The 21930-nt window shown below is 70.8% G+C and carries 20 protein-coding genes; 13 read left to right on the forward strand and 7 right to left on the reverse strand.

The window, feature by feature from the left end:
* Positions 1 to 144 precede the first annotated feature (144 nt).
* From LHJ74_RS17460 to LHJ74_RS17510, 11 genes are all read left to right on the forward strand, one after another.
* Entirely contained in the window at positions 145 to 1320 is a 1176-nt protein-coding gene (locus LHJ74_RS17460) for a hypothetical protein (protein ID WP_260219042.1), read from the forward strand.
* A 139-nt stretch (positions 1321 to 1459) separates the two neighbouring features.
* A complete protein-coding gene (locus tag LHJ74_RS17465) occupies positions 1460 to 2116 on the forward strand; it encodes a GntR family transcriptional regulator (RefSeq protein ID WP_260218967.1) in 657 nt (218 codons plus the stop codon).
* A 29-nt stretch (positions 2117 to 2145) separates the two neighbouring features.
* Positions 2146 to 3048, forward strand: a complete 903-nt coding sequence (locus LHJ74_RS17470; protein WP_260218968.1) for a dihydrodipicolinate synthase family protein — start codon at positions 2146 to 2148, stop codon at positions 3046 to 3048.
* Positions 3045 to 4772: an L-arabinonate dehydratase gene (gene araD / locus LHJ74_RS17475; protein WP_260218969.1), complete on the forward strand. Its 1728-nt coding sequence runs from the start codon at positions 3045 to 3047 to the stop codon at positions 4770 to 4772. The genes LHJ74_RS17470 and araD overlap by 4 nt, the downstream gene beginning before the upstream one ends.
* A 161-nt stretch (positions 4773 to 4933) precedes the next feature.
* Positions 4934 to 5863: a carbohydrate ABC transporter permease gene (locus LHJ74_RS17480; RefSeq protein ID WP_260218970.1), complete on the forward strand. Its 930-nt coding sequence runs from the start codon at positions 4934 to 4936 to the stop codon at positions 5861 to 5863.
* The gene (locus LHJ74_RS17485; protein WP_260218971.1) at positions 5860 to 6768 is read left to right on the forward strand and encodes a carbohydrate ABC transporter permease; all 909 of its coding nucleotides are present in this window, start codon (positions 5860 to 5862) and stop codon (positions 6766 to 6768) included. Before LHJ74_RS17480 ends, LHJ74_RS17485 begins: the two co-directional genes overlap by 4 nt.
* Before the next feature lie 159 nt (positions 6769 to 6927).
* Positions 6928 to 8187, forward strand: coding sequence for a Gfo/Idh/MocA family protein (locus tag LHJ74_RS17490; protein ID WP_260218972.1), 1260 nt, complete (start codon positions 6928 to 6930; stop codon positions 8185 to 8187).
* On the forward strand, positions 8184 to 9008 hold the full coding sequence (locus LHJ74_RS17495) for a DUF6807 domain-containing protein (RefSeq protein ID WP_260218973.1): 825 nt from the start codon (positions 8184 to 8186) through the stop codon (positions 9006 to 9008). The genes LHJ74_RS17490 and LHJ74_RS17495 overlap by 4 nt, the downstream gene beginning before the upstream one ends.
* Positions 9005 to 10684, forward strand: coding sequence for a glycoside hydrolase family 43 protein (locus LHJ74_RS17500; RefSeq protein ID WP_260218974.1), 1680 nt, complete (start codon positions 9005 to 9007; stop codon positions 10682 to 10684). The genes LHJ74_RS17495 and LHJ74_RS17500 overlap by 4 nt, the downstream gene beginning before the upstream one ends.
* A complete protein-coding gene (locus tag LHJ74_RS17505; RefSeq protein ID WP_260218975.1) occupies positions 10681 to 12015 on the forward strand; it encodes an ABC transporter substrate-binding protein in 1335 nt (444 codons plus the stop codon). Before LHJ74_RS17500 ends, LHJ74_RS17505 begins: the two co-directional genes overlap by 4 nt.
* 119 nt (positions 12016 to 12134) lie before the next feature.
* Positions 12135 to 13457, forward strand: coding sequence for a pectate lyase family protein (locus LHJ74_RS17510; RefSeq protein WP_260218976.1), 1323 nt, complete (start codon positions 12135 to 12137; stop codon positions 13455 to 13457).
* Positions 13458 to 13496: 39 nt separating this feature from the next.
* On the opposite strand, the gene LHJ74_RS17515 is transcribed toward LHJ74_RS17510, so the two are convergent.
* The 5 genes from LHJ74_RS17515 to LHJ74_RS17535 form a co-directional block, all read right to left on the reverse strand.
* Positions 13497 to 14156, reverse strand: coding sequence for an alpha-ketoglutarate-dependent dioxygenase AlkB family protein (locus tag LHJ74_RS17515; RefSeq protein ID WP_260219043.1), 660 nt, complete (start codon positions 14154 to 14156; stop codon positions 13497 to 13499).
* A gap of 43 nt (positions 14157 to 14199) precedes the next feature.
* Positions 14200 to 14739, reverse strand: coding sequence for an SRPBCC family protein (locus tag LHJ74_RS17520; RefSeq protein ID WP_260218977.1), 540 nt, complete (start codon positions 14737 to 14739; stop codon positions 14200 to 14202).
* 217 nt (positions 14740 to 14956) lie between these two features.
* Positions 14957 to 15652: an FMN reductase gene (locus tag LHJ74_RS17525; RefSeq protein ID WP_260218978.1), complete on the reverse strand. Its 696-nt coding sequence runs from the start codon at positions 15650 to 15652 to the stop codon at positions 14957 to 14959.
* A 40-nt stretch (positions 15653 to 15692) separates the two neighbouring features.
* Positions 15693 to 16772, reverse strand: coding sequence for an LLM class flavin-dependent oxidoreductase (locus LHJ74_RS17530; RefSeq protein ID WP_260219044.1), 1080 nt, complete (start codon positions 16770 to 16772; stop codon positions 15693 to 15695).
* 72 nt (positions 16773 to 16844) lie between these two features.
* Positions 16845 to 17924 carry an ATP-dependent DNA ligase gene (locus LHJ74_RS17535; protein ID WP_260218979.1) on the reverse strand — a complete coding sequence of 360 codons (1080 nt, stop codon included), beginning with the start codon at positions 17922 to 17924 and terminating at the stop codon, positions 16845 to 16847.
* A 92-nt stretch (positions 17925 to 18016) separates the two neighbouring features.
* Between LHJ74_RS17535 and ligD the strand changes: the two genes are divergently transcribed.
* Entirely contained in the window at positions 18017 to 19024 is a 1008-nt protein-coding gene (ligD, locus tag LHJ74_RS17540) for a non-homologous end-joining DNA ligase (RefSeq protein WP_260218980.1), read from the forward strand.
* A gap of 13 nt (positions 19025 to 19037) precedes the next feature.
* Here the strand turns inward: ligD and LHJ74_RS17545 are convergent, their stop codons facing one another.
* Positions 19038 to 19247 (reverse strand): DUF2277 domain-containing protein, encoded by a 210-nt coding sequence (locus LHJ74_RS17545; protein ID WP_260218981.1) that lies wholly within the window; start codon positions 19245 to 19247, stop codon positions 19038 to 19040.
* A gap of 29 nt (positions 19248 to 19276) precedes the next feature.
* Between LHJ74_RS17545 and LHJ74_RS17550 the strand changes: the two genes are divergently transcribed.
* On the forward strand, positions 19277 to 20194 hold the full coding sequence (locus tag LHJ74_RS17550) for a pseudouridine-5'-phosphate glycosidase (RefSeq protein ID WP_260218982.1): 918 nt from the start codon (positions 19277 to 19279) through the stop codon (positions 20192 to 20194).
* Between the two features lie 76 nt (positions 20195 to 20270).
* Here LHJ74_RS17550 and LHJ74_RS17555 read toward each other — a convergent pair whose 3' ends face one another.
* A complete protein-coding gene (locus tag LHJ74_RS17555) occupies positions 20271 to 21767 on the reverse strand; it encodes an LCP family protein (protein ID WP_260218983.1) in 1497 nt (498 codons plus the stop codon).
* Positions 21768 to 21930: the final 163 nt, after the last annotated feature.

The raw sequence follows: 21930 nt of genomic DNA on the forward strand, positions 1-21930 counted from the left end.
CCTTGCGACCTGGTGCGTGTACGGCGGGCCCGCGCGGGACGCGCCACTTGTTGCCGCCTGCCGTCGCGGCTCTGGTCACGGCCGTTGGGCGCTGATCATACTTTGGGCCCGAACTGTAGCCCCCAGGGAGCGATCATGACCCCGGTGAAGACCTCCGCCTTCCTCTACCCCTGGGACGTCCTCGGGGATCCGGACGCGGCCGCCCGCGTCTCCGGCCTGGGTGTCCAGCAGGTGACGCTCGCCTCCGCGTACCACTCGACCCGGGCGCTGACACCGCGCCATCCCGGCCACCGGATCGTCACCGCCGAGCACTCCGCGGTGCTCTACCCACCGGATGCCGGTCGGTGGAAGGGGCAGGAGCTGCGCCCCTACGAGCAGTCCTGGGTCGCCTCCGACGATCCCTACGCCGAAGCCGCCCAGGCCCTGACGGACGCGGGCCTCGAGGTGCACAGCTGGGTGGTGCTCGCGCACAACTCGCGGCAGGGCGCCGAGCATCCGGGTGTCAGCGTGACCAACGCGTACGGCGACCGCTATCCGTGGGCGCCGTGCATCGCCCAGCCCGCCGTCCGCGCCTATCTCGTCGGCCTGGCGGCCGAGGCGGCGGTGCGCCCCGGTGCACACGGCACCGAGCTGGAGTCCTGCGGCTGGTACGGCTTCGCCCATCTGCACGCCCACGACAAGGCGGGCGGCGTCGGGCTCGGCGAGGCCGCGCAGTATCTGATGTCGCTGTGCTTCTGCGCCACCTGCCGGGCCGGATACGGCGAACACGGCGTGGCGGCGGAGGAGCTGGCAGGTGCGGTGCGCCGCGCTCTGGAGCCGGCCTGGGCCGGTTCCGGTTCGGCGGAGGCGGGCTGGTCCGGCGTGGAGGAACTGCTCGGTGCCCGGCTCGCCGCAGGTTCACTCCGGTGGCGCGGCCATGTCGCCCGTACGCTCCAGGAGTCCGCCATCGGCGCCGTGCGGGCGGCCGCGAGGCCGGGCTTCCAGGTGCTGTTGCATGCCGATCCGGCGCCCTACCGTTCCGGGGCGAACGTCGGCGTGGACGCGCGGAGCATCCTCTCCGTGGCGGACGGCGTGGTGCTGCCCTGCACCGGCGGCGACGCGGCGCGGGAGGCGGTACTCGGGCCGTTCGCGGGGCGGACCGGTGTGCTGGCGGCCAATTTCTCGGTGGTCACCGGGATGGGGGGAAGCCCCGGCACCCTCGAGCGGGACGCCGCGCACGCGGCCTCGCTCGGGGCGAACCAGCTGCGGCTCTATCACGCCGGGTTGGCCTCCGGGCCGGATCTGCGCTCCGTCACGGAGGCGCTGTCCCGCCTCGGTTGACGGCAGGCCCCCGGGGCGCGCCGTAAACCGTTCTTGTCAGAAGCGTTGACGAACCCTGCGCAGCCTTCTAACTTCATCGCGTCGTACTTCGTACGTCATATATGAGACGCGATACGCGAGATGTGAGAGCCCTGCACCCATGACCTTTGCGCCCGCCCCGATTCCGTCCCGCACCCAGTACGTGCTGGAGGCGATCAAGCACGCGATCCTCACGGCGCAGCTCCAGCCAGGACAGGCGCTCGTCGAGACCGAACTCGCCGCACAGTTCGGGGTGTCCAAGACCCCCGTACGTGAGGCGCTGAAGACCCTGGCCGGCACCGGCCTCGTCGTGATGAACCAGTACAAGGGCGCCATCGTGCGGCTTGTCGACGCGACGATGGCGCGGGAGGTGTGCGACGTGCGGCTGCTCCTCGAACCAGAGGCGCTGCGTCGCAGCATCGGCCGGAAGGTCTCCCTGGAGGCGGCCCAGGAGGCCCTGGAGCGGGCCGACTCGGCCGGGGACAAGGCGGACAGGTCGCTGGCGAACAGGGATTTCCACCGGGCGCTGTATCTGCCGTGCGGCAATCCGCTGCTGACGCAGATGCTCGACGAGCTTCGCGACCAGGCCGCCCTGGTGTCGACGGTGGCCTGGGCGACGATCCCGACCTGGGAACGCGAGGCCGCCGAGCACCGCGAGATCCTGCGGCTCGCGCTCGACGGAGACGGGGCGGCGGCGGCCCGTGCTCTGCACGATCACATCGCGTCGTTCGTCAGCCGCGGCTTCCCCGACGACGAAGACGGGGGTGACCCGGCGTGAACCGGCGCACCGACGAAAGGCCAGCCCCCATGGACCTCGCACCGCTCAAGGCGGCTCTCTCCGATGTCGTCGCGATCCCGGTGACCCCGTTCGCCGCGGACGGGAGCATCGACACGGCGACGCACCGCGCTCTCGTGCGACGGCTGCTCGACGGAGGCGTGCGCATCCTCACCCCGAACGGCAACACCGGGGAGTTCTACGCCCTCTCCCCCGAGGAGCGCCGCACCGTCACCGAGCTGACCGCCGACGAGGCGGGCGGCCGTGCCACCCTCCTGGCCGGGGTCGGTCATGACCTGCCGACCGCCGTGGCAGCCGCCGAGCATGCGAGGGACAGCGGCGCCGAGATGGTGATGGTGCATCAGCCCGTGCATCCCTACATCGCGCAGGACGGCTGGGTCGACTACCACCGGGCCATCGCCGAGGCCGTGCCCGCCCTGGGCGTGGTCCCCTACATCCGCAATCCGCTGCTGGACGGGCGCCGGCTAGCCGCCCTCGCCGACAGCTGCCCCAACGTCATCGGGGTGAAGTACGCGGTCCCGGACGCCGCCCGGTTCGGCGCCTTCGCCCGGGACGCGGGGCTGGAGCGGTTCGTCTGGATCGCGGGCCTTGCCGAGCTGTACGCCCCCTCCTACTTCGCCACGGGCGCCACCGGATTCACCTCGGGCCTCGTCAACATCGCCCCCGGCGTCTCGTTCACCATGCTGGAGGCGCTGCGGGACGGCGACTACGTGGCGGCGATGAAGGTATGGGAGCGGATCCGCCGCTTCGAGGAACTCCGCGCCGACCGGCAGTCCGCCGACAACGTGACGATCGTCAAGGAGGCCCTGGCCTCCCTCGGTCTCTGCCGCCGCGAGGTACGCCCGCCGAGCCGGGTGCTGCCGGAGCCCGAGCGCGCCGAGGTCGCCGACCTGGTCGCGAGGTGGTCCGTGTGAACCCCCGCCTCGCGCCCGAGGAACTGCGCAGCCACCAGTGGTACGGGACGGACGGTCTCCGTTCGTTCAGCCACCGGGCCCGCACCCGCCAGCTCGGCTACCTCCCCGAGGAGCACCTGGGCAAGCCGGTCATCGCGGTGCTCAACACCTGGTCGGACATCAACCCCTGCCACGTGCACTTGCGCGAGCGGGCCCAGGCGGTCAAGCGGGGCGTCTGGCAGGCGGGCGGCTTCCCGCTCGAATTCCCCGTCTCCACCCTGTCGGAGACCTTCCAGAAGCCGACCCCGATGCTCTACCGCAACATGCTGGCGATGGAGACGGAGGAGCTGCTGCGCTCCTATCCCGTCGACGGCGCCGTGCTGATGGGCGGCTGCGACAAGTCCACCCCCGCGCTGCTGATGGGCGCGGCCTCCGCCGACCTGCCGGCCGTCTTCGTGCCCGCCGGGCCGATGCTCCCGGGCCACTGGCGCAACGAGGTCCTGGGCTCCGGCACCGACATGTGGAAGTACTGGGACGACAAGCGCGCCGGACTCATCGGCGACTGCGAGATGGCCGAGCTGGAGACCGGGCTCGCCCGTTCGCCGGGCCACTGCATGACCATGGGCACCGCCTCGACCCTGACGGCCGCCGCCGAGGCGCTGGGTGTCACCATGCCGGGGGCCTCCTCCATTCCGGCCGTCGACTCCGGCCATGACCGGATGGCGGCCGCTTCCGGAGCGCGGATCGTCGATCTGGTGTGGCAGCAGCTGACGCTGTCGAAGCTCCTCACCGCTGAGGCATACGAGGACGCCGTCGCCACCGTCCTCGCGCTCGGCGGCTCCACCAACGCCGTCATCCATCTGATCGCGATGGCGGGCCGCTCCGGAGTCCGGCTCACCCTCGACGACTTCGACCGCATCGCCCGTACCGTCCCGGTGCTGGCCGATCTGCGGCCCGGCGGGAAGTACCTGATGGAGGACTTCCACTTCGCCGGTGGCCTGCCCGGTTTCCTGGCCCGGATCAGTGATCTGCTGCATCTGGACCGCCCGACCGTCGCGCACGGCACTCTGCGCGAGCAGCTGGACGGTGCGCTGGTGCACAACGCCGAGGTCATCCGGGAGCGGGACAACCCGCTCGCCGACGAGGGCGGCGTCGCGGTGCTCCGGGGAAATCTCTGCCCGGACGGCGCGGTCATCAAGCACATCGCGGCCGAACCGCGGCTGCTGCGGCACACCGGCCCGGCGGTCGTCTTCGACGACTACGCCGAGATGCAGCGCACCATCAACGACCCGGCGCTGGCCCTCACCCCGGACCATGTGCTGGTGCTCCGCAACGCGGGGCCAAAGGGCGGCCCCGGCATGCCCGAGTACGGCATGCTGCCCCTCCCGGACTACCTGCTGAAGCAGGGGGTGCGGGACATGGTCCGGCTCTCCGACGCCCGTATGAGCGGCACCAGTTACGGGGCGTGCGTGCTGCACATCGCGCCCGAGTCGTATGTCGGCGGGCCTCTCGCACTCGTCCGGAGCGGTGATCCGATCACCCTGGACGTCGAGGCCCGCAGCCTCCACCTCGACGTCACCGACGAGGAGTTGGCCCGGCGCCGGGCTGACTGGACGCCGCCGCCCAACCGGTACGAGCGCGGCTACGGAGCGCTCTACCACGACCAGATCACCCAGGCCGACACGGGTTGCGACTTCGCCTTCCTGGCCCGGCAGGGAGAAGTTCCCGACCCGTACGCGCACTGAGCCCTCCGGGGCACCGCACCCTCGCACCTCCCCACCACCCCTTGTCCGGCCTGCCGAACACCATTCGGAAAGCGCTTGCTCCCCCTTTGTACCTGGAAAGTGCAAGCGCAGAGGAACAGCTTCACGAAGAACCCGCACTTCACAAAGAACGGAGACGCGTCGTGGCCCAAGCCCCAGCCGTGGCCAAACCGCCAAAGGTGCCCCGGCGCCGCTCGGCGACCCCCCGCAGGCTGCCGTATCTGCTGATCGCCCCCGCGGGGCTGTTGATGCTGGGCTTCATCGCCTATCCGGTGATCAGCGTCTTCTACTACAGCCTGCAGAACTACAACGTCACCAAGCCCTGGCGGAACGGCTACGCCGGATTCGACAACTTCAAGCGGATCTTCACCGAGGACGACCAGTTCTGGTCGACACTGGGCTTCAGCGCCCAGTGGGTCGTCACCCAGGTCGTGCTCCAGCTGCTCCTCGGCCTCGCGCTCGCGCTGATCGTCAACCAGTCCTTCATCGGCCGCGGCATCTCGCGCGCCATGGTCTTCTCGCCGTGGGCCGTCTCCGGGGTGCTCACCAGCACCATCTGGATCCTGCTCTACAACTCCTCGACCGGCTTCAGCCGCTACCTCGCGGACGCCGGAATCGGCGAGTACGGCACCTCACTGCTCTCCGACACCGGCACCGTCTTCTGGGCCGCCACCGTCGCCGAACTCTGGCGCGGCGTCCCCTTCTTCGCCATCCTCATCCTCGCCGACCTGCAGTCCGTGTCGAAGGAGCTGTACGAGGCGGCATCGGTGGACGGCGCCGGGCGGATGCGCAGGTTCTTCCACATCACGCTGCCGCACCTGAGGGACGCGATCGTCCTGGCCACCCTGCTGCGCGGTGTCTGGGAGTTCAACAACGTCGACCTGCTCTACACGCTCACCGGCGGCGGACCAGCCGGTGAGACCACCACGCTGCCGCTCTACGTCGCCAATACCGGCATCGAGGGACACGACTTCGGTTACGCCTCCGCGCTCACCACCGTCGCCTTCGTGATCCTCCTCTTCTGCTCGATCGTCTATCTGCGCCTGAGCAAGTTCGGAGGCGACCAAAAGTGAGTGCCGCACTCGCCGTCAAGAACGACGGAAGCTCCGCAGGCCCGAGCGCCGCCGAGCCTCCGCCGCCCCGGGTACGCCGCCGCCGCGAGCGCTCCTTCGACGAGACCCCGCGCTGGCAGCTCTACGTCCCGCTCGGGATCTATCTGATCTTCACTCTTATCCCGTTCTACTGGATGTTCCTCTTCTCCGTACGGCCCGCAGGCTCCACCTCGCTGGTGCCGTGGCCGATGACGGACGACCACTTCTCGAAGGTCTGGAACGAGCGCAGCTTCGCGATCTTCTTCCAGAACAGCGTGCTCGTCGGTGTCTGCACCCTGCTGACCACCACCCTGGTCGCGCTGGCGGGCGGCTACGCGCTGGCCCGCTTCCGCTTCAAGATCAAGACTCCCTTCATGCTGGCGCTGCTCTGCTCGCAGTTCATCCCGGGGGCGCTGCTGCTGGTACCGCTCTTCGAGATCTTCAAGAACCTCCAGATGATCAACTCCCTGGGGAGCGTGATCATCGCGGAGACGGTCTTCCAGCTGCCCCTGTCGATCATCCTGATCAGCGGCTTCATAAGAAACGTGCCGCCCAGCCTCGAAGAGTCCGCCTGGGTGGACGGCTGCTCACGCTTCCGCGGCTTCTGCCTGGTGGTGCTGCCGCTGCTGCGCCCCGGGCTGATAGCCGTCGGCTCCTTCGCCTTCGTGCACAGCTGGAACCACTTCCTGTTCGCCCTGATGTTCCTCAGCGAACAGGACAAGCAGACGATCCCGGTCGGCCTGAACACCCTCATCGGCGCGGACAGCGTCGACCTGGGCGCGCTCGCGGCGGGCGGCGTCATCGCCGCGGTGCCCGTGGTGATCGTCTTCGCCTTCATCCAGAAGTGGCTGATCACCGGCTTCAGCGCCGGCGCCGTGAAGGGCTGACCGCATGCGGCGCCGCACCGTCCCGCGCAGCCTCCCTGACCGACCCCCACATCCCCCGACTCCCGAGGAGGGCCCACCCATGAGAGCACGCACGGCCCGGCGCCCGAAGAGCACCACTGCCGCCACCCCGTTCGCCGCCGCCGGAGCCAGGAGCGCGCGATGAGCGGGCAGCCCGTCACCCCGCCCCCGCTGGTGCTCGCGGGCGGCCGCGGCCACGGCCGCTGGCACCTCGCCAACATCCGGCGGCTCCAGCGCCAGGGTCTCGTCCGGCTGGCGGGCGTCTGCGAGGTCAACCCGCTGAGCGATGCCGAACTGGCCGACCCGGCCGACGCCGAACGTGCCGACGCCGCACCGGCCGAGGCGCAGGTGGAGGCGCAGGTGGAGGCGGAGGAGGCGCCCGCGCAGTCCGCCGACTTCGGGGCACTCCTGGACGCGACCGGGGCCCGCGTCGCCGTCCTGTGCACCCCCATCCAGACCCACACCGAACTGGCGCTGGCCGCGGCCCAACGCGGTGTCCACATCCTGCTGGAGAAGCCGCCCGCCGCGACCTACGCCGACTACCTCCGCATTGCCGACGGAGCGCGGAAGGCTGGCGCCGCCTGCCAGATCGGCTTCCAGTCCTTCGGTTCGCACGCCATGCCCGCCATCCGGGAACTGGTGCGCTCCGGCGCCATCGGGACCGTACGGGGCGTCGGCGCCGCGGGCACCTGGGTCCGTGACGACACGTACTACGGCCGGGCGCCCTGGGCCGGGCGGCGCAGAATCGGTGAGACCGAGGTCGTCGACGGTGTCCTGACCAACGCGCTGGCGCACTCCGTCGCCACCGCGCTCGCCCTCGCGGGCAGCGGAACCGCCGAGGACGTGGCGGCGATCGAGACCGAGCTGTTCCGCGCCCACGACATCGAGGCCGACGACACCTCCTGCGTACGCGTCACCACCTCGGACGGGCTGCCGGTGACGGCGGCCCTCACCCTCTGCGCCGAACAGATCGAGGAACCGTATGTGATCGTGCACGGCGACCGCGGCCGGATCACCTTCTGGTACCGGGAGGACCGGGTCCTGCTGCAACGCGACGGACACCAGCCCGAGGAGACGGTGCACGGGCGGACCGATCTCCTGGAGAACCTCCTCGGCCACCTCGCCGGAGACGCCGAGCTGCTGGTGCCGCCGCACCGTACCGGCGCGTTCATGCGCGTGGTGGAAGCCGTACGGACGGCGCCCGAACCCACCGTGCTGCCCGCCGGCGCCTGGTACAGCGAGCCCGCGGAATCCGGGACCGGAGTGCGGCGCGTCGTACGCGGCATCGACGCGCTGGCCGCCGCGGGTGCCGAATCGCTCTCCCTCTACTCCGAACTCGGCGCCCCCTGGGCACAGTCCGGTGCCGCGCCGCGCGGGTTCGCGGAGGGGGGTACCTCGTGAACAGCGCTCTGCTCAGCTGCGCCGGACGCCCCGTCGCCCGCTACGGGTTCGGCTCCGACCAGGCCGCCCGCCCCTACTTCCACCCGGTGACCACCCTCGCGGGCACCCCGGTCACCGAGGAACGTCCCGGCGACCACCTCCACCATCTCGGCGCTTCCGTCGCCGTCCCGGACGTGGCCGGACACAACTTCTGGGGCGGTAACACCTTCGTCCGCGACCAGGGGCCCACCGCGCTGGACAACCACGGGACGCAGCGCCACATCGGCTGGAAACTCCGCGGCCCCGACGGCTTCGTGGAGGAACTCTGCTGGCAGGCCGACGGCGCCGAACTGCTGCGCGAGCACCGCACGGTCGCCGTCACCGAACTCTCCGGCACGGCATGGGCGCTGGACTTCTCCTTCGCGCTGACCAACCGGAGCGGCGCCGACCTGACCATCGGCAGCCCCGCCACCAACGGACGCCCCGGCGCCGGATACGGAGGCTTCTTCTGGCGGGCGCCCAAGGAGGCCGCCGGGCCCACCGTGTTCAGCGGTTCCCTGGACGGCGAGGAGGCGGTGCACGGGAGCGTCGCCGACTGGCTCGCCCTCAGCGGCGACGGCTGGACCCTCGTCTTCGCCGGAGCGACCGCCGAGACCCGCCGCGATCCGTGGTTCGTACGGGGCACCGAGTATCCCGGCGTCGGCTCCTCCCTGGCCGCGGCGCAGCGGCTGCCGGTACCCGCCGAGACCACGGTGGTCCGCCGCGTCGTCACCGTGATCGCGGACGGGCGGCTGGACCGGGACGCGGCAGCCGCCCTCGTCCGGCAGGCGGTGCCGGTATGAACGGCGCGAACGGCGCGAACAGGCCCTGGACCGCCGACCTCGGCGACGGCACCTACCGCAACCCCGTGCTGTGGGCGGACTGGTCCGACCCGGACGTCGTGCGGGTCGGCAAGGACTACTACCTCACCGCCTCCAGCTTCGGCCGGGTCCCCGGACTGCCCCTGCTGCACTCCCGGGACCTCGTCAACTGGACCCTCGTCGGCCACGCCCTCGACCGCCTGGAGCCGGCCGCCGACTTCGCCGTACCACGCCATGACCGCGGTGTGTGGGCACCCTCGATCCGGCACCACGCAGGGCGCTTCTGGATCTTCTGGGGCGATCCCGATCACGGTGTCCAGCAGGTCAACGCCGAGGACATCCGGGGCCCGTGGAGCAGCCCGCACATGGTCAAGGCGGGCAAGGGGATGATCGACCCCTGCCCGCTGTGGGACGAGGAGACCGGCGGCGCCTATCTCGTGCACGCCTGGGCGAAGTCCCGCTCCGGCATCAAGAACCGGCTCACCGGCCACCGGATGAGCCCCGACGGACGGGAACTGCTCGATGAGGGCAGCACCCTCGTCGACGCCGACCGCATCCCCGGCTGGTTCACCCTCGAAGGCCCCAAGCTCTACCGGCACGACGGCTACTTCTGGATCTTCGCACCCGCGGGAGGAGTCGAGACCGGCTGGCAGGGAGCCTTCCGCTCCCGGGAGTTCTCCGGCCCCTACGAGGAGCGCGTCGTCCTCGCCCAGGGCGGCACCGACGTCAACGGGCCGCATCAGGGCGGCTGGGTGCGGACCACCGCGGGCGAGGACTGGTTCCTGCACTTCCAGGCACGCGGAGCCTACGGCCGGGTCGTCCACCTCCAGCCGATGCGCTGGACCGACGGCGAGGGCGGGGGCGAGGCGGGCTGGCCGGTACTCGGTGACGAAGGCGAACCCGTCTCCGTGCACACCAAGCCCGTCGCCCCGGCACAGACCGTCGCCGCGCCCGCCACCGACGACGACTTCCCCGGCGGCCGTTACGGCAGGCAGTGGCAGTGGACGGCCTGCCCACAGCCCGACTGGACGGTGGAGCACGCGGGAGACGGACTGCGGCTCCACTGCGTACGGACCGCTTGCGCGCACGACCTGCGTGCCCTGCCCAGCGTGCTGGTCCAGCGGCTGCCCGCCGAGACGTTCACCGCCGAGGTGGACCTCGCCCTGAACAGCGAAGCACCCGGCGCCAAGGCCGGACTCGCGATACTCGGTGACGCCTTCAACTGGATCGGCCTCGAACGGCAGGCGGACGGCACCGTACGGCTCGTGCACCGGTACGCGGAGGCCGTCGCCGAACACGAGCGGGACGCCGCACATCCCCGCCCCGCGCCCAAAGGACGGGCCGGGCTCCGCATCGAGGTCACCCCCGGAGGCCGCTGCCGCTTCTTCGCCGGAACGGCTGACGGCTCCGGGCTCCAGCCCTCGGGCCTGGTGTTCGCCGCCACGCCGTGGCGGTGGGTGGGCTCCCTGCTCGGCCTTTTCGCCACCGCACCGACCGGCGCGGGCCCGGCCGGCACCGCCGACTTCTCGGCCTTCCGTGCCAGCGGCCCTTCCGGAGCACCAGCGCGGACGCACCTCATCGAACGTACCGGAGCAGAACCGAAGCAACCGACAGCACCGAGAGAACCGACAGCACCCAGAGAGAAGAGCCGATCATGAGAATCCCGAAGACGCTCCGGGGACGGACCGCGACCGCGGTGTCCCTGGCGGCGGTGCTCGCCCTGACAGCCACGGCCTGCGGCGATGACGGCAGCAGTTCCGGCGAAGAGGGCGGCGGCAAGGGCGAGATCACCTTCTGGGACAACAACGGCGGTCCGCGCACCGCTGTCTGGAAGGAGATCATCAACGACTTCGAGAAGAAGCACCCGGACATCAAGGTCAAGTACGTCCCCATCCCGATCGCCGACGTCCAGTCCAAGTACGACACGGCGATCGCCGGCGGCGGCCTGCCCGATGTCGGCGGCGTCGGCACCGCGTACCTGGCCAACATCGTCTCGCAGGACGCCCTCGAACCGATCGACGACCGGCTCAAGGAGTCCTCTCTCGACGGCAAGCTGGTCGAGGGCATGGTCGAGAGCGTCAAGGACGCGGGCGGCCGGAACGGCGCGATGTACACCGTGCCGACCTCCGCGAACAACGGTGTGCTCTGGTACCGGACCGACCTGTTCAAGGCCGCGGACCTGGAAGCGCCCACCACCTGGGCGGACTTCTACGAAGCTGCCGAAAAGCTCACGGACGCCGACAACAACGAGTTCGGCTACACGATCCGCGGCGGTGCGGGCTCCATCGCCCAGACCATCGACGCGGCGTACGGCCAGTCCGGCATCACGGAGTTCTGGAAGGGCGACAAGACCACTCTCAACGCCCCGGAGAACGTCGCGGCGGTGGAGAAGTACGCCGGCCTGTTCAAGAAGACGACGCCGGCCGCCGACGTCAACAACGACTTCACCAAGATGGTCGCCCAGTGGGACTCGGGCAGCATCGGCATGCTGAGCCACAACCTCGGCTCCTACCAGGACCACGTGAAGGCGCTGGGTGACGAGAAGTTCGACGGCATACCCAACCCGATCGGGGACAGCGGCACCAGAGTCCAGGTCTCCAACCCGGTCGACGGACTGGGACTCTTCAAGTCCAGCGACAACAAGGCAGCGGCCTGGAAGTTCATCGAGTTCGCCGCCTCCCACAGCTCCAACAGCAAGTGGAACGAGTCGGCGGGCGCACTCCCGGCCAACACCGAGGCCGCCAAGGACCCCTGGATCGAGAAGGCCCAGCCGACGGCCCTCGCCGCGAAGGCCATGACGGACGGCTCCACCAAGATCGTGCAGCTGCCGTACTACCTGCCGGACTGGAACAACATCAGCAAGGCCGACAACGAGCCGGAGTTCCAGAAACTGCTGCTCGGCAAGGTCACGGCCAAGGAGTTCCTCGACAAGATAGCCGGCGAGCTGAACGCGGCCCAGAAGGAGTGGAAGGAACGGCAGGACAGCTGAGGCGTTGGGGCGGGGGGCGGCCCGGGCCCCCCCCCCCCCCCCCCCCCCGCCACCCGCCCAGCCTTGTCCCCCCGCGTTCACCCATCCCCCACCCCGTCCACGACAGCAAGGGAACTGCCATGTCCGTACTGAGATGTCATGCACGCGCCATCGCACTGATGGTCGGCTGCGCCTCGCTGGCCCTCGTCGTTGCCGTCCCCGCCCAGGCCGCGCCCCGGCACGGCGGGGCCGAGCGCGCCACGCTCCCGGCGGGTGACGGCTGGGCCGCCGCCGAGGGCTCCACCACCGGCGGATCGAAGGCCGCCCGCGAACACGTCTACACCGTCAGCGACCGCGCCGAACTGGTGGCCGCCTTCGAAGACGCCGGCGACGCGCCGAAGATCATCAGGATCGCCGGGACCATCCACGGCAACGCCGACGCGCAGGGCACACCCGTCGACTGCGAGGACTACCGGACCGACGGCTACACCCTGGAGAAGTACCTCGCCGCCTACGACCCGCAGACCTGGGGCCAAAAACCCCCGTCCGGCCCACTCGAGGACGCCCGCGCCGCCTCGGCCGAGCGGCAGAAGGAAGCAGTCCACGTCGAGGTGCCTTCCCACACCACCCTGGTCGGCGTCGGCGACGACGCCACCGTCATCGGCGCCAGCCTCCAGGTGAAGGGCGTCTCGAACGTCATCATCCGCAACATCGACTTCGAGGACACCTACGACTGCTTCCCGCAGTGGGACCCCACCGACGGGGACAGCGGGGCCTGGAACTCCGAGTACGACAACCTCGTCGTCAGCGGCTCCGACCACGTCTGGATCGATCACAACACCTTCAGCGACGGAGACCGGCCCGACGCCGACCAGCCCCGCTACTTCGGCGAGCTGTTCCAGCAGCACGACGGCCTCCTCGACATCGTCCGGGGCGCGGACCTGGTCACCGCCTCCTGGAACGTCTTCAAGAACCACGACAAGACGATGCTCATCGGCAACAGCAACAGCGCCGGAGCCACCGACCGCGGCAGACTCCGCGTCACCCTGCACCACAACCGTTTCCAGGACGTCGGGGAACGCGCGCCGCGGGTCCGCTTCGGGCAGGTCGACTCCTACAACAACCACTTCGTCGCCACCAGGGGCAGTTCCTACGGCTACACCTACGGCATCGGCTTCGAGTCCCGTCTCGTCGCGGAGCACAACGCCTTCACCCTCGCCCGCGGATTCGACCCGGCGAAGATACTGAAGAAGTGGGACGAAGCCCCGGTCACGGCTGACGACAACTACGTCAACGGCCGCGGGAGCGACCTGATCGCCGTGCACAACGCGGGCGTACCCGAGGAGCAGATCACCGAGGGCGCCGGCTGGACCCCCGAACTGCGTACCCGGGTCGACCACCCGCGTGCCGTCCCCTACCTGGTGAACCGCAAGGCGGGCGCGGGCAAGGGGCTGCGCTGCTGAGCTGAGCCGGCGTGCCCGTCCTCGGCGCCGGTCAGGCCGTCAGTCCGTCAGTCCGGTCATCCGCAGGGTGAGGTTCAGGCGCCCCGCCCGCAGCCCGGTGCGCGGGTCGCCCGTCCCCGGGCGGACGCGCGGCACGCCGTGGTAGGCGAACCGGGAGCTCCCGCCGAAGACGAACAGATCGCCGGAGGCCAGCTCCACATCGGTGTACGGCTGTCCGCGGTTCTCGGTGTTGCCGAACCGGAAGACACAGCTGTCCCCGATGCTGAGCGACACCACCGGCGCCGCGGACCGCTCGTCCTTGTCCTGGTGCATGCCCATCCGGGCCTGGTCGTCGTAGAAGTTGATCAGTGCGGTGTCCGGCACGTAGCCCTCACCGGCCGTCGTGTCCTCGTACGCGTCCACGAGGGCGCGGCGGCCGAGCCCTGCCAGCCAGCCGGGCATCGGCGCGACCTGGCTGCCGTTCACGTCTTCGGCGGTACGGGTGTAGCGGTACGGCTGCCAGTGCCAGCCCAGACACACCGTCCGCACCGACATCACGCCCCCGCGCGGCAGCCTGGTGTGCCGGAGCGGGACGGGACCGGTCGCCCAGGCACGGCAGCAGTCGACGAGTTCGCGCTGCTCGCCCACCGTCAGCCAGCCCGGCACATGCACCGCACCCGGTGCCGGGCTGGTCCGCGGGACCGGGATCAGCGCGTCCATCGTTCGGTCCGTCCCTCTCACAGCGCTCCTTCACAGCGCTCCTTCACACCGCTTGGTCGTCGGCACTTTCAGTGTGCCGCGCCGCCGGTTCGGACGCTGGCGGGATCCGGACCTCCTGGGCACCTCCGGTGCTGGGCGGGGAGTGCGCGTCCAGCGTGTCGCTGAGCCGTTGCAGGTCCTCGGGAAGGTCACGCCGCCAGCCGAGGGTGATGACCGGGAGGAGCAGCGTCATCCCCAGGTTCACCGAGACGTCCACCGTCACCTCAAGTCTGCTGCCGTACTCCGCCGACCGTACCCGGAAGGTGTAGGCGACCGTCTGGGCGCCCAGCGGCGTCCACATCCGCTCCCCCCGGAAACCCAGCAGGGACGGCGACCGGTAGGCGCTGCAGACCAGATGGTGGAAACGGTGCCTCCCGGGAAAGCGATAGCGGTAGCGCGCCCCTTCGCAGCAGGGAATGATCCGGCGGTCGTCCACTTCGGCCACCCCCGAGTTCCACCGGGGCATGTTCCGTGGATCGGCCAGAAAATCGAATACCTGCGGGACAGCGGACGACAGGGTCTGCGCCATGGAGAACCTCGGCATCGGGTCACCTCTGGCTCTGGTCACGGTTACCGGCTGCAGGTTTTTGACGACCTTGCTCCACTCAGCTTCTTCCCCCGAGTGCCCGGTCTCCCTCTGGGCAAGCCGTTCGGGTGAAAGACGGGCCGTCGGGCGCTCGGATCGGTCGACAGTTCGACAGTGGAACGCGGCGGGAGACGTCCGTTCTGTCGACCGGTAGGAGCAGCCGGAGCCGCGGCCGTCACACGCGCAGGGCCTTGAGCTGGTCGGCGAAGGGGACCAACTCCTCTTCCAGGGCGTTCCGTTTCTGCGCGGGCGCGGGCGCCTGTGCGGGGGCGGGCACCTGCGCGGGGGCGGGGGCATGCGCGGGGGCGGGGGCATGCGCGCGGCCTCGCATCAGTTCGGCCAGCTCGCGGGCCGCCCGCTCCGTGCGGGAGGCCAGCGGGTCCTCCTGCTCGGTGCCGATGCCGGCGGAGCCCCAGTCGGCCGAGGCGGCGTAGACGGCGGTGGGCACGACGAGCGCGCGCAGATAGGCGAACAGCGGGCGCATCGCGTGGTCGAGGACGAGCGAGTGCCGGTCGGTGCCGCCGGTGGCCGCGATCAGCAGCGGCTTCCCGTCGAGCACGGTGCTGTCCATCACGTCGAAGAACGACTTGAACAGCCCGCTGTAGGAGGCGGAGAAGACGGGGGTCACGGCGATCACGCCGTCCGCCTCCGCCACGGCGCCCAGCGCCTCCCGCAACTCGGGACCGGGGAACCCGGTGACCATGTGGTGCGCGATGGCGGTTGCCAGGTCCCGGAGCTCGATGACCCGCACGTCGGCGGGGGGCGCCTGCCGCGTCGTCGCCTCGATCAGGCGGTCGGCCAGCAGCCGTGTCGACGACGGCTTGCTCAGCCCGGCTGTCACGGCGACCAGCTTCAGCGGCCTGTCCATCATTTCTTCCGTTTCTCTCGGGGGTGCGGTGTGAGCTGCTGCGTCACGTGGGCTGCGGTGCGCGTACCCGCGCGGCATGCGTGGGCCCGTCCGGCACTCCGGCGGGGCGGTCCTTGGCGAACTCCCTGCGCAGCACGGGTACGACCTCCTCGCCCAGCATGTCGAGCTGTTCGAGCACGGTCTTCAGCGGCAGCCCCGCGTGGTCCATCAGGAACAGCTGCCGCTGGTAGTCGCCGAAGGACTCACGGAAGGTCAGCGTCTTGTCGATGACCTCCTGCGGGCTGCCGACGGTGAGCGGGGTCTGCTCGGTGAACTCCTCCAGCGAGGGTCCGTGCCCGTACACGGGTGCGTTGTCGAAGTACGGTCGGAACTCGCGCACCGCGTCCTGGGAGTTGCGCCGCATGAAGACCTGGCCGCCCAGTCCGACGACTGCCTGCTCGGGAGTGCCGTGGCCGTAGTGGGCGTACCGCTGCCGGTACAGGCTGATCAGCTGCTGGAAGTGGTCCTTCGGCCAGAAGATGTTGTTGGCGAAGAACCCGTCTCCGTAGTAGGCGGCCTGTTCGGCGATCTCCGGGCTGCGGATCGAGCCGTGCCACACGAACGGCGGAGTGCCGTCCAGCGGCCTGGGCGTGGCGGTGAACGCCTGCAGCGGCGTGCGGAACCGGCCCTTCCAGTCCACCACCTCGTCACGCCACAGCTGGTGCAGCAGCGCGTAGTTCTCGATGGCCAGCGGGATGCCCTGGCGGATGTCCTGGCCGAACCACGGGTAGACGGGGCCGGTGTTCCCGCGTCCCATCATCAGATCCACCCGGCCGTCGGCCAGGTGCTGGAGCATCGCGAAGTCCTCCGCGATCTTGACCGGGTCGTTCGTGGTGATCAGCGTGGTGGAGGTGGAGAGGATGAGCCGTTCGGTCGTCGCCGCGATGTGCCCGAGCATCGTCGTCGGTGAGGACGGCACGAAGGGCGGGTTGTGGTGCTCACCGGTCGCGAAGACGTCGAGGCCGACCTCCTCCGCCTTGCGCGCGATGGCGACCATCGCCTTGATCCGCTCGTGCTCGGTGGGGGTCCGGCCCGTTGTGGGATCGGTGGTGACGTCGCCGACGGTGAAGACTCCGAACTGCATCGGACTCATCCCTCCATGTAATTTACTCTTCAACTACATGCGGAACGGTTCGCCCGTCGCGCTTATTCCCGCTCAGTCCGGCGGCCCGCCCGGCGCTGCCAGCACCTCGGCCAGGTCGTAGCTCACCGGCTCCTCCAGTTGCGCGTACGTACACCCCTCCGGCTCCCGGTCCGGCCGCCACCGCCGGAACCGGGTGGTGTGCCGGAAGCGGTCACCCTGCATGTGGTCGTACGCCACCTCGCACACCCGTTCGGGTCGCAGCGGCACCCAGCCGAGGTCCTTCGCCCCCGTCCAGCGGCTGGGCGCACCCGGCATCCGGCTGTGCGCCTGCGCGTCCTCGCTCTCCCAGTCGGCCCAGGGGTGCTCGCGCACCGACTCCATCCGGAGGGGTGCCAGTTCGGCCATCAGCTCCTCGCGCCGCTGCATGGTGAACGAGGCGCAGACGCCGACGTGCTGGAGACGCCCCCGCGTGTCGTACAGACCGAGCAGCAGCGAGCCGACGACCGGGCCGCTGCGGTGCTCACGCAGCCCGGCCAGCACACAGTCCGCAGTGCGCTCGTGCTTGACCTTCACCATCACCCGCTCCCCCGGCCGGTAGGGCAGGGTGAGCGGTTTGGCGATCACACCGTCCAGCCCGGCACCCTCGTACTGCTCGAACCAGCGACGGGCCAGCTCCACGTCACGGGTCGCGGGGGCGACGAAGACAGGGTCGTCCACCCGGTGCAGCGCGGCGGTCAGCAGCTCCCTGCGGTCGTCCGTCGGGGTGCTCAGCAAGGCGGTGTCCTCCAGCGCCAGCAGGTCGAACGCGACGAAGCTCGCCGGCGTGGTCGCCGCGAGGTGCCGCACCCGTGAATCGGCCGGATGGATGCGCTCCAGCAGGGAGTCGAAGTCGAGCCGCCCGGCGCGGCGGACCACGATCTCGCCGTCCAGCACGCAGCGCGGCGGGAGGTGCGTACGCAGCGCCTCGACCAGCTCGGGGAAGTAGCGGGTCAGCGGCTTGCCGGTGCGGCTGCCCATTTCGACCTCGGAGCCGTCCCGGAAGACGACCGCCCGGAAGCCGTCCCACTTTCCCTCGTACTGCATGCCGTCCGGGATCTTCGCCGCGGGCTTCGCGAGCATCGGTTTCACGGGGGGCATCACCGGAAGGTCCATGGTCCGGATTGTGCGCGCACCCGCCCGCGTCCGCCTCCCGGCTCACCGGCTCACGGGAGGCGGACGGCGGCGCGGCGGACTAGCGTGCTTGCATGGCCCAGGCACGGCAGCTCACGGTCGGTGAGCGCACGGTACGGCTGTCCAACCCGGACAAGGTGTACTTCCCCGAGCGGGGGTTCACCAAGCTGGACGTAGCCAGCTACTACCTGTCCGTCGCCGGCGGAGCGCTCCGTGCGCTGTACGACCGGCCGACGACCCTGGAGCGATTCCCGGACGGGGTGACGGGCGAGTCCTTCTTCCAGAAACGGGCCCCGAACAACCTCCCGGAGTGGATTCCCACCGCCCGCATCTCCTTCCCCAGCGGACGGCACGCCGACGAGATCTGTCCCACCGAGGCCGCCGCCGTGGTGTGGGCCGCCAACCTCGGCTGCCTCACCTTCCACCCCTGGCCCGTGCGCCGCGGCGACACCGAACACCCGGACGAGCTGCGGATCGACCTGGACCCGCAGCCCGGCACCGACTACGAGGACGCGCAGTGGGCCGCCCGCGAGCTGCGCCCGCTGCTGGCGGAACTGGGGCTGCACTCCTGGCCCAAGACCTCGGGCGGACGCGGCCTGCACCTCTTCGTGCCCATCGAGCCGGAGTGGACCTTCACGCAGGTACGCCGGGCCGCCATCACCGTGGGCAGGGAGCTGGAGGCGCGGGCGCCGGAGCGGGTGACCACCGCCTGGTGGAAGGAGGAGCGGGGTGCCAGGATCTTCCTGGACTACAACCAGACCGCCCGTGACAGGACGATCGCCAGTGCCTACTCCGTGCGTCCGCACCCGCGCGGCCAGGTGTCCGCGCCGCTGCGCTGGGAGGAGGTCGAGGACGCGCGCCCGCAGGACTTCGACCTGGCGACGATGCCGGAGCGCTATGCCGAGCTGGGCGACGTGCACGCCGGGATGGACGAACACCCGTGCCGCCTGGACGCCGTACTGGAGCTGGCCGACCGGCACGAGCGCGACCAGGGCCTCGGCGATCTGCCCTATCCGCCCGACCATCCGAAGATGGCGGGCGAACCGAAGCGGGTCCAGCCGAGCCGGGCGAAGGACCGGTGACCGGCGACGCGGGTCAGTGGCCCTTGACCACCAGCGAGTCGAGCAGCTCTGTGGTGGCCGCGGCGACCTGATCGACCGCGCGTTCGAAAGCGGCGGCGTTGTGCGGTGCGGGCTCCCGGAAGCCCGACACCTTCCGTACGTACTGCAATGCGGCGGCCCTCCGGTCGTCCTCGGTTACGGACTCGGCGTACGGGGGACGGAGTGTCTTGATACTTCTGCACATAATCACGACGGTAATACGGAGGGACCCGGATGACCCTGGCGCTTGCGGAAGAAGTGCGCGACGCGAAGGCGCAGGGGCGCCCGGTGGTCGCGCTGGAGTCCACACTCATCGCCCACGGGCTGCCCCGCCCCCGCAACCTCGCGGTGGCACAGGAGCTGGAGGAGTCCGTACGGGCCGCGGGCGCCGTGCCCGCGACGGTCGCGGTGCTGGACGGGCGGCCGCATATCGGGCTGGACAAGGCCCAGCTGGAGCGCATCGCGGGCGACGAGCGGCCGCGCAAACTGAGCTGGCGGGATCTGGCCCCGGCAATGGCGGCCGGTGCCTGCGGCGCGACCACCGTCTCGGGCACGGCCTTCCTGGCTGCACACGCGGGCATCCGGGTCTTCGCGACCGGCGGGCTCGGCGGCGTGCACCGGGGCTGGGCCAGGGTGCAGGACGAATCCGCCGACCTGCGCCTGCTGGCCCGCACGCGGATCACCGTGGTGTGCGCGGGGGTCAAGTCCGTGCTGGACGTGCCCGCCACCCTCCAGCGGCTGGAGACCCTGGGCGTGGCCGTGCTGGGCTACGGCACCACTGACTTCCCGGGCTTCTATCTGACCAGCTCGGGAGAGCCGGTCGACTGGACCGTGCACGATCCCCGCCGGGTCGCCGCCGCGATGCGCTGCCAGGACCTGCTGGGCGGACCGGAGGCGGCGCTGGTCGTGGCGAACCCGGTGCCCGAGGAGGAGCAGCTCGACCCCGAGCTGCACGACCGGGTCCTGGCGGAGGCGCTGGCCGCCTGCGAGCGAGACGGTGTCGTCGGGCAGGCAGTCACCCCGTATCTGCTGGACTACCTGGTGCGGAACACCGACGGCGCCGCGCTGGAGGCCAACATCGCGGCGATGCGCGGCAACGTACGGCTGGCGGCTCGCATCGCGGCGGTCTGGACGGCGACAGCGCACGTCTGAAGCAAGCCGGGTCGCAGAGCAAGAACGTGCGGTCTTGCCCCGCCGGGGCAAGACCGCACCTTCCCAGGGGCGGCCCTCAGCCTGCCTCGCAGGCCAGCTCGTCTCCGGTCGCCGGCGCGCCCTGCACGCTGCTGCGGTCGTGGACGATACGGGCGACCTGCGGCCGTCCGCTCCCGGGCAGTACCTCGAAGACCCGTGAGTGGCCACGGACGGGCCGCAGTTCGGCCTCCGGCAGCGCGGCGGCCAGGGTCGTCGCCTGCCGCTCCCAGTACGGGTCGTAGCGGACGCGGGTGCGGGTGTGCGGTGTCCTCGCGGCGTCACCGGCGCCACCGGCGCCAGCCGCGTGAGCGGGCAGGCGGCCCAGGACGCGGAACCCGTTGGCGCGCAGCCCCCGCTCCAGCTCGGCGGCGGCCCTCTCCCGGCCGGGCAGAGCCCGTACCCGCAGCTCGATGTCGCCGGGCGGCCAGGAGACCGGGACGCCGGGTGCGGGCAGGGCGTACGCCTGCTCGCTGGTGAGCGTACGGTCCTCGCGCAGCGCCGCGAACAGCCTCTCCGCGCGCGGCCCGTCCCACTTCAGCGTGGAGCCCCAGTCGGTCACCCGGTGGTCGAAGTCGGCGATCGGCACGGTGGCGAATTCGGTGTTCCGCGAGTTCAGCCCCCGCATCGCACGGCCGAGGGTGCGCAGCCGCGCGGTGGTGAGGTGCTCGTCGGCGCGGAGCGTGTCCAGCAGGGCGTGCGCCGTGCGGGCGAGCGCGAGCGGATTCTGGAAGACACCCCGGTCGTGGAGCTGGTCCAGCATCCCGGCGATCAGTGCCTGCTGGCGACGCACCCGTCCCAGGTCGCCGGACGGCGGAATGTGCCGGGCCCGTACGTAGCGCAGTGCGCCCCGGCCGTCGAGATGGTGGGTGCCGGGGGCCAGGTCGAGCCCGGCGTTCTTGTCGCGCATCCGCACGTCGGTACAGACGGTGGCGCCGCCGAGCCTGTCAACGGCGGCCACGAACCCGGAGAAGTCCGCTTCCAGATAGTTGTCGACACGGACGCCGGTGGCTGCCTCCACAGTGCGCACGGTCAGTGCGGGCCCGCCCAGCTTGTAGGCGCCGTTGATCTTTCCGGCCCGGGGTACCGGTACCGGCTTGCCACCGCCGTTGCCGACGGCGGACGAGCGGGGGAAGGGCACATAGGAGTCACGCGGGATGCTCACCGTGCTGACCCGCCGGCGGTCGGCCGAGACATGCAGCAGCATCATCGTGTCGGTGCAGTCGCACTGCTCGCCGTTGACGTGCAGCCGGTCCTTCTCCGCGTCCGACATTCCCGCCCGCCGGTCGAGACCGACGAGCAGGAAGTTGATCCCGGGACCGTCGGCGGGCCGCTTCCCCATCCCCTCCATGCCCCCGAACACCTCGGTGCGCGGAACGGCGAGCGCCACCGGCAGCCGTGCCGTACCGGCGCCGAGGGCGGCTCCACCGGCCAGCGTCAGGCACACGGCGCCGACCACGAGGGCGCGGTGGCGGCGTGAGCGGCGGGGCGGGCGGCGGTCGGAGCGCCGGGCACCTGCGGGAGAGTCGGCGGACATCGCGCACCTCCACGGATCGACAGCTTCCGCATTCTGCGCCCGCCCCTCCCTCCGGCCGGCCGACACGCGCCGACCAGCGGCGTGCGGTCACCCGGACAGATCAGGTCCCACCCGCGCACGGGGGCGCACCAACGGTCGTACTGATAACGGAAGTTTCGCCTCC

Origin of the sequence: Streptomyces gossypii (assembly GCF_025165795.1) — a bacterium.
In the GTDB taxonomy this organism is placed as follows: domain Bacteria; phylum Actinomycetota; class Actinomycetes; order Streptomycetales; family Streptomycetaceae; genus Streptomyces; species Streptomyces gossypii.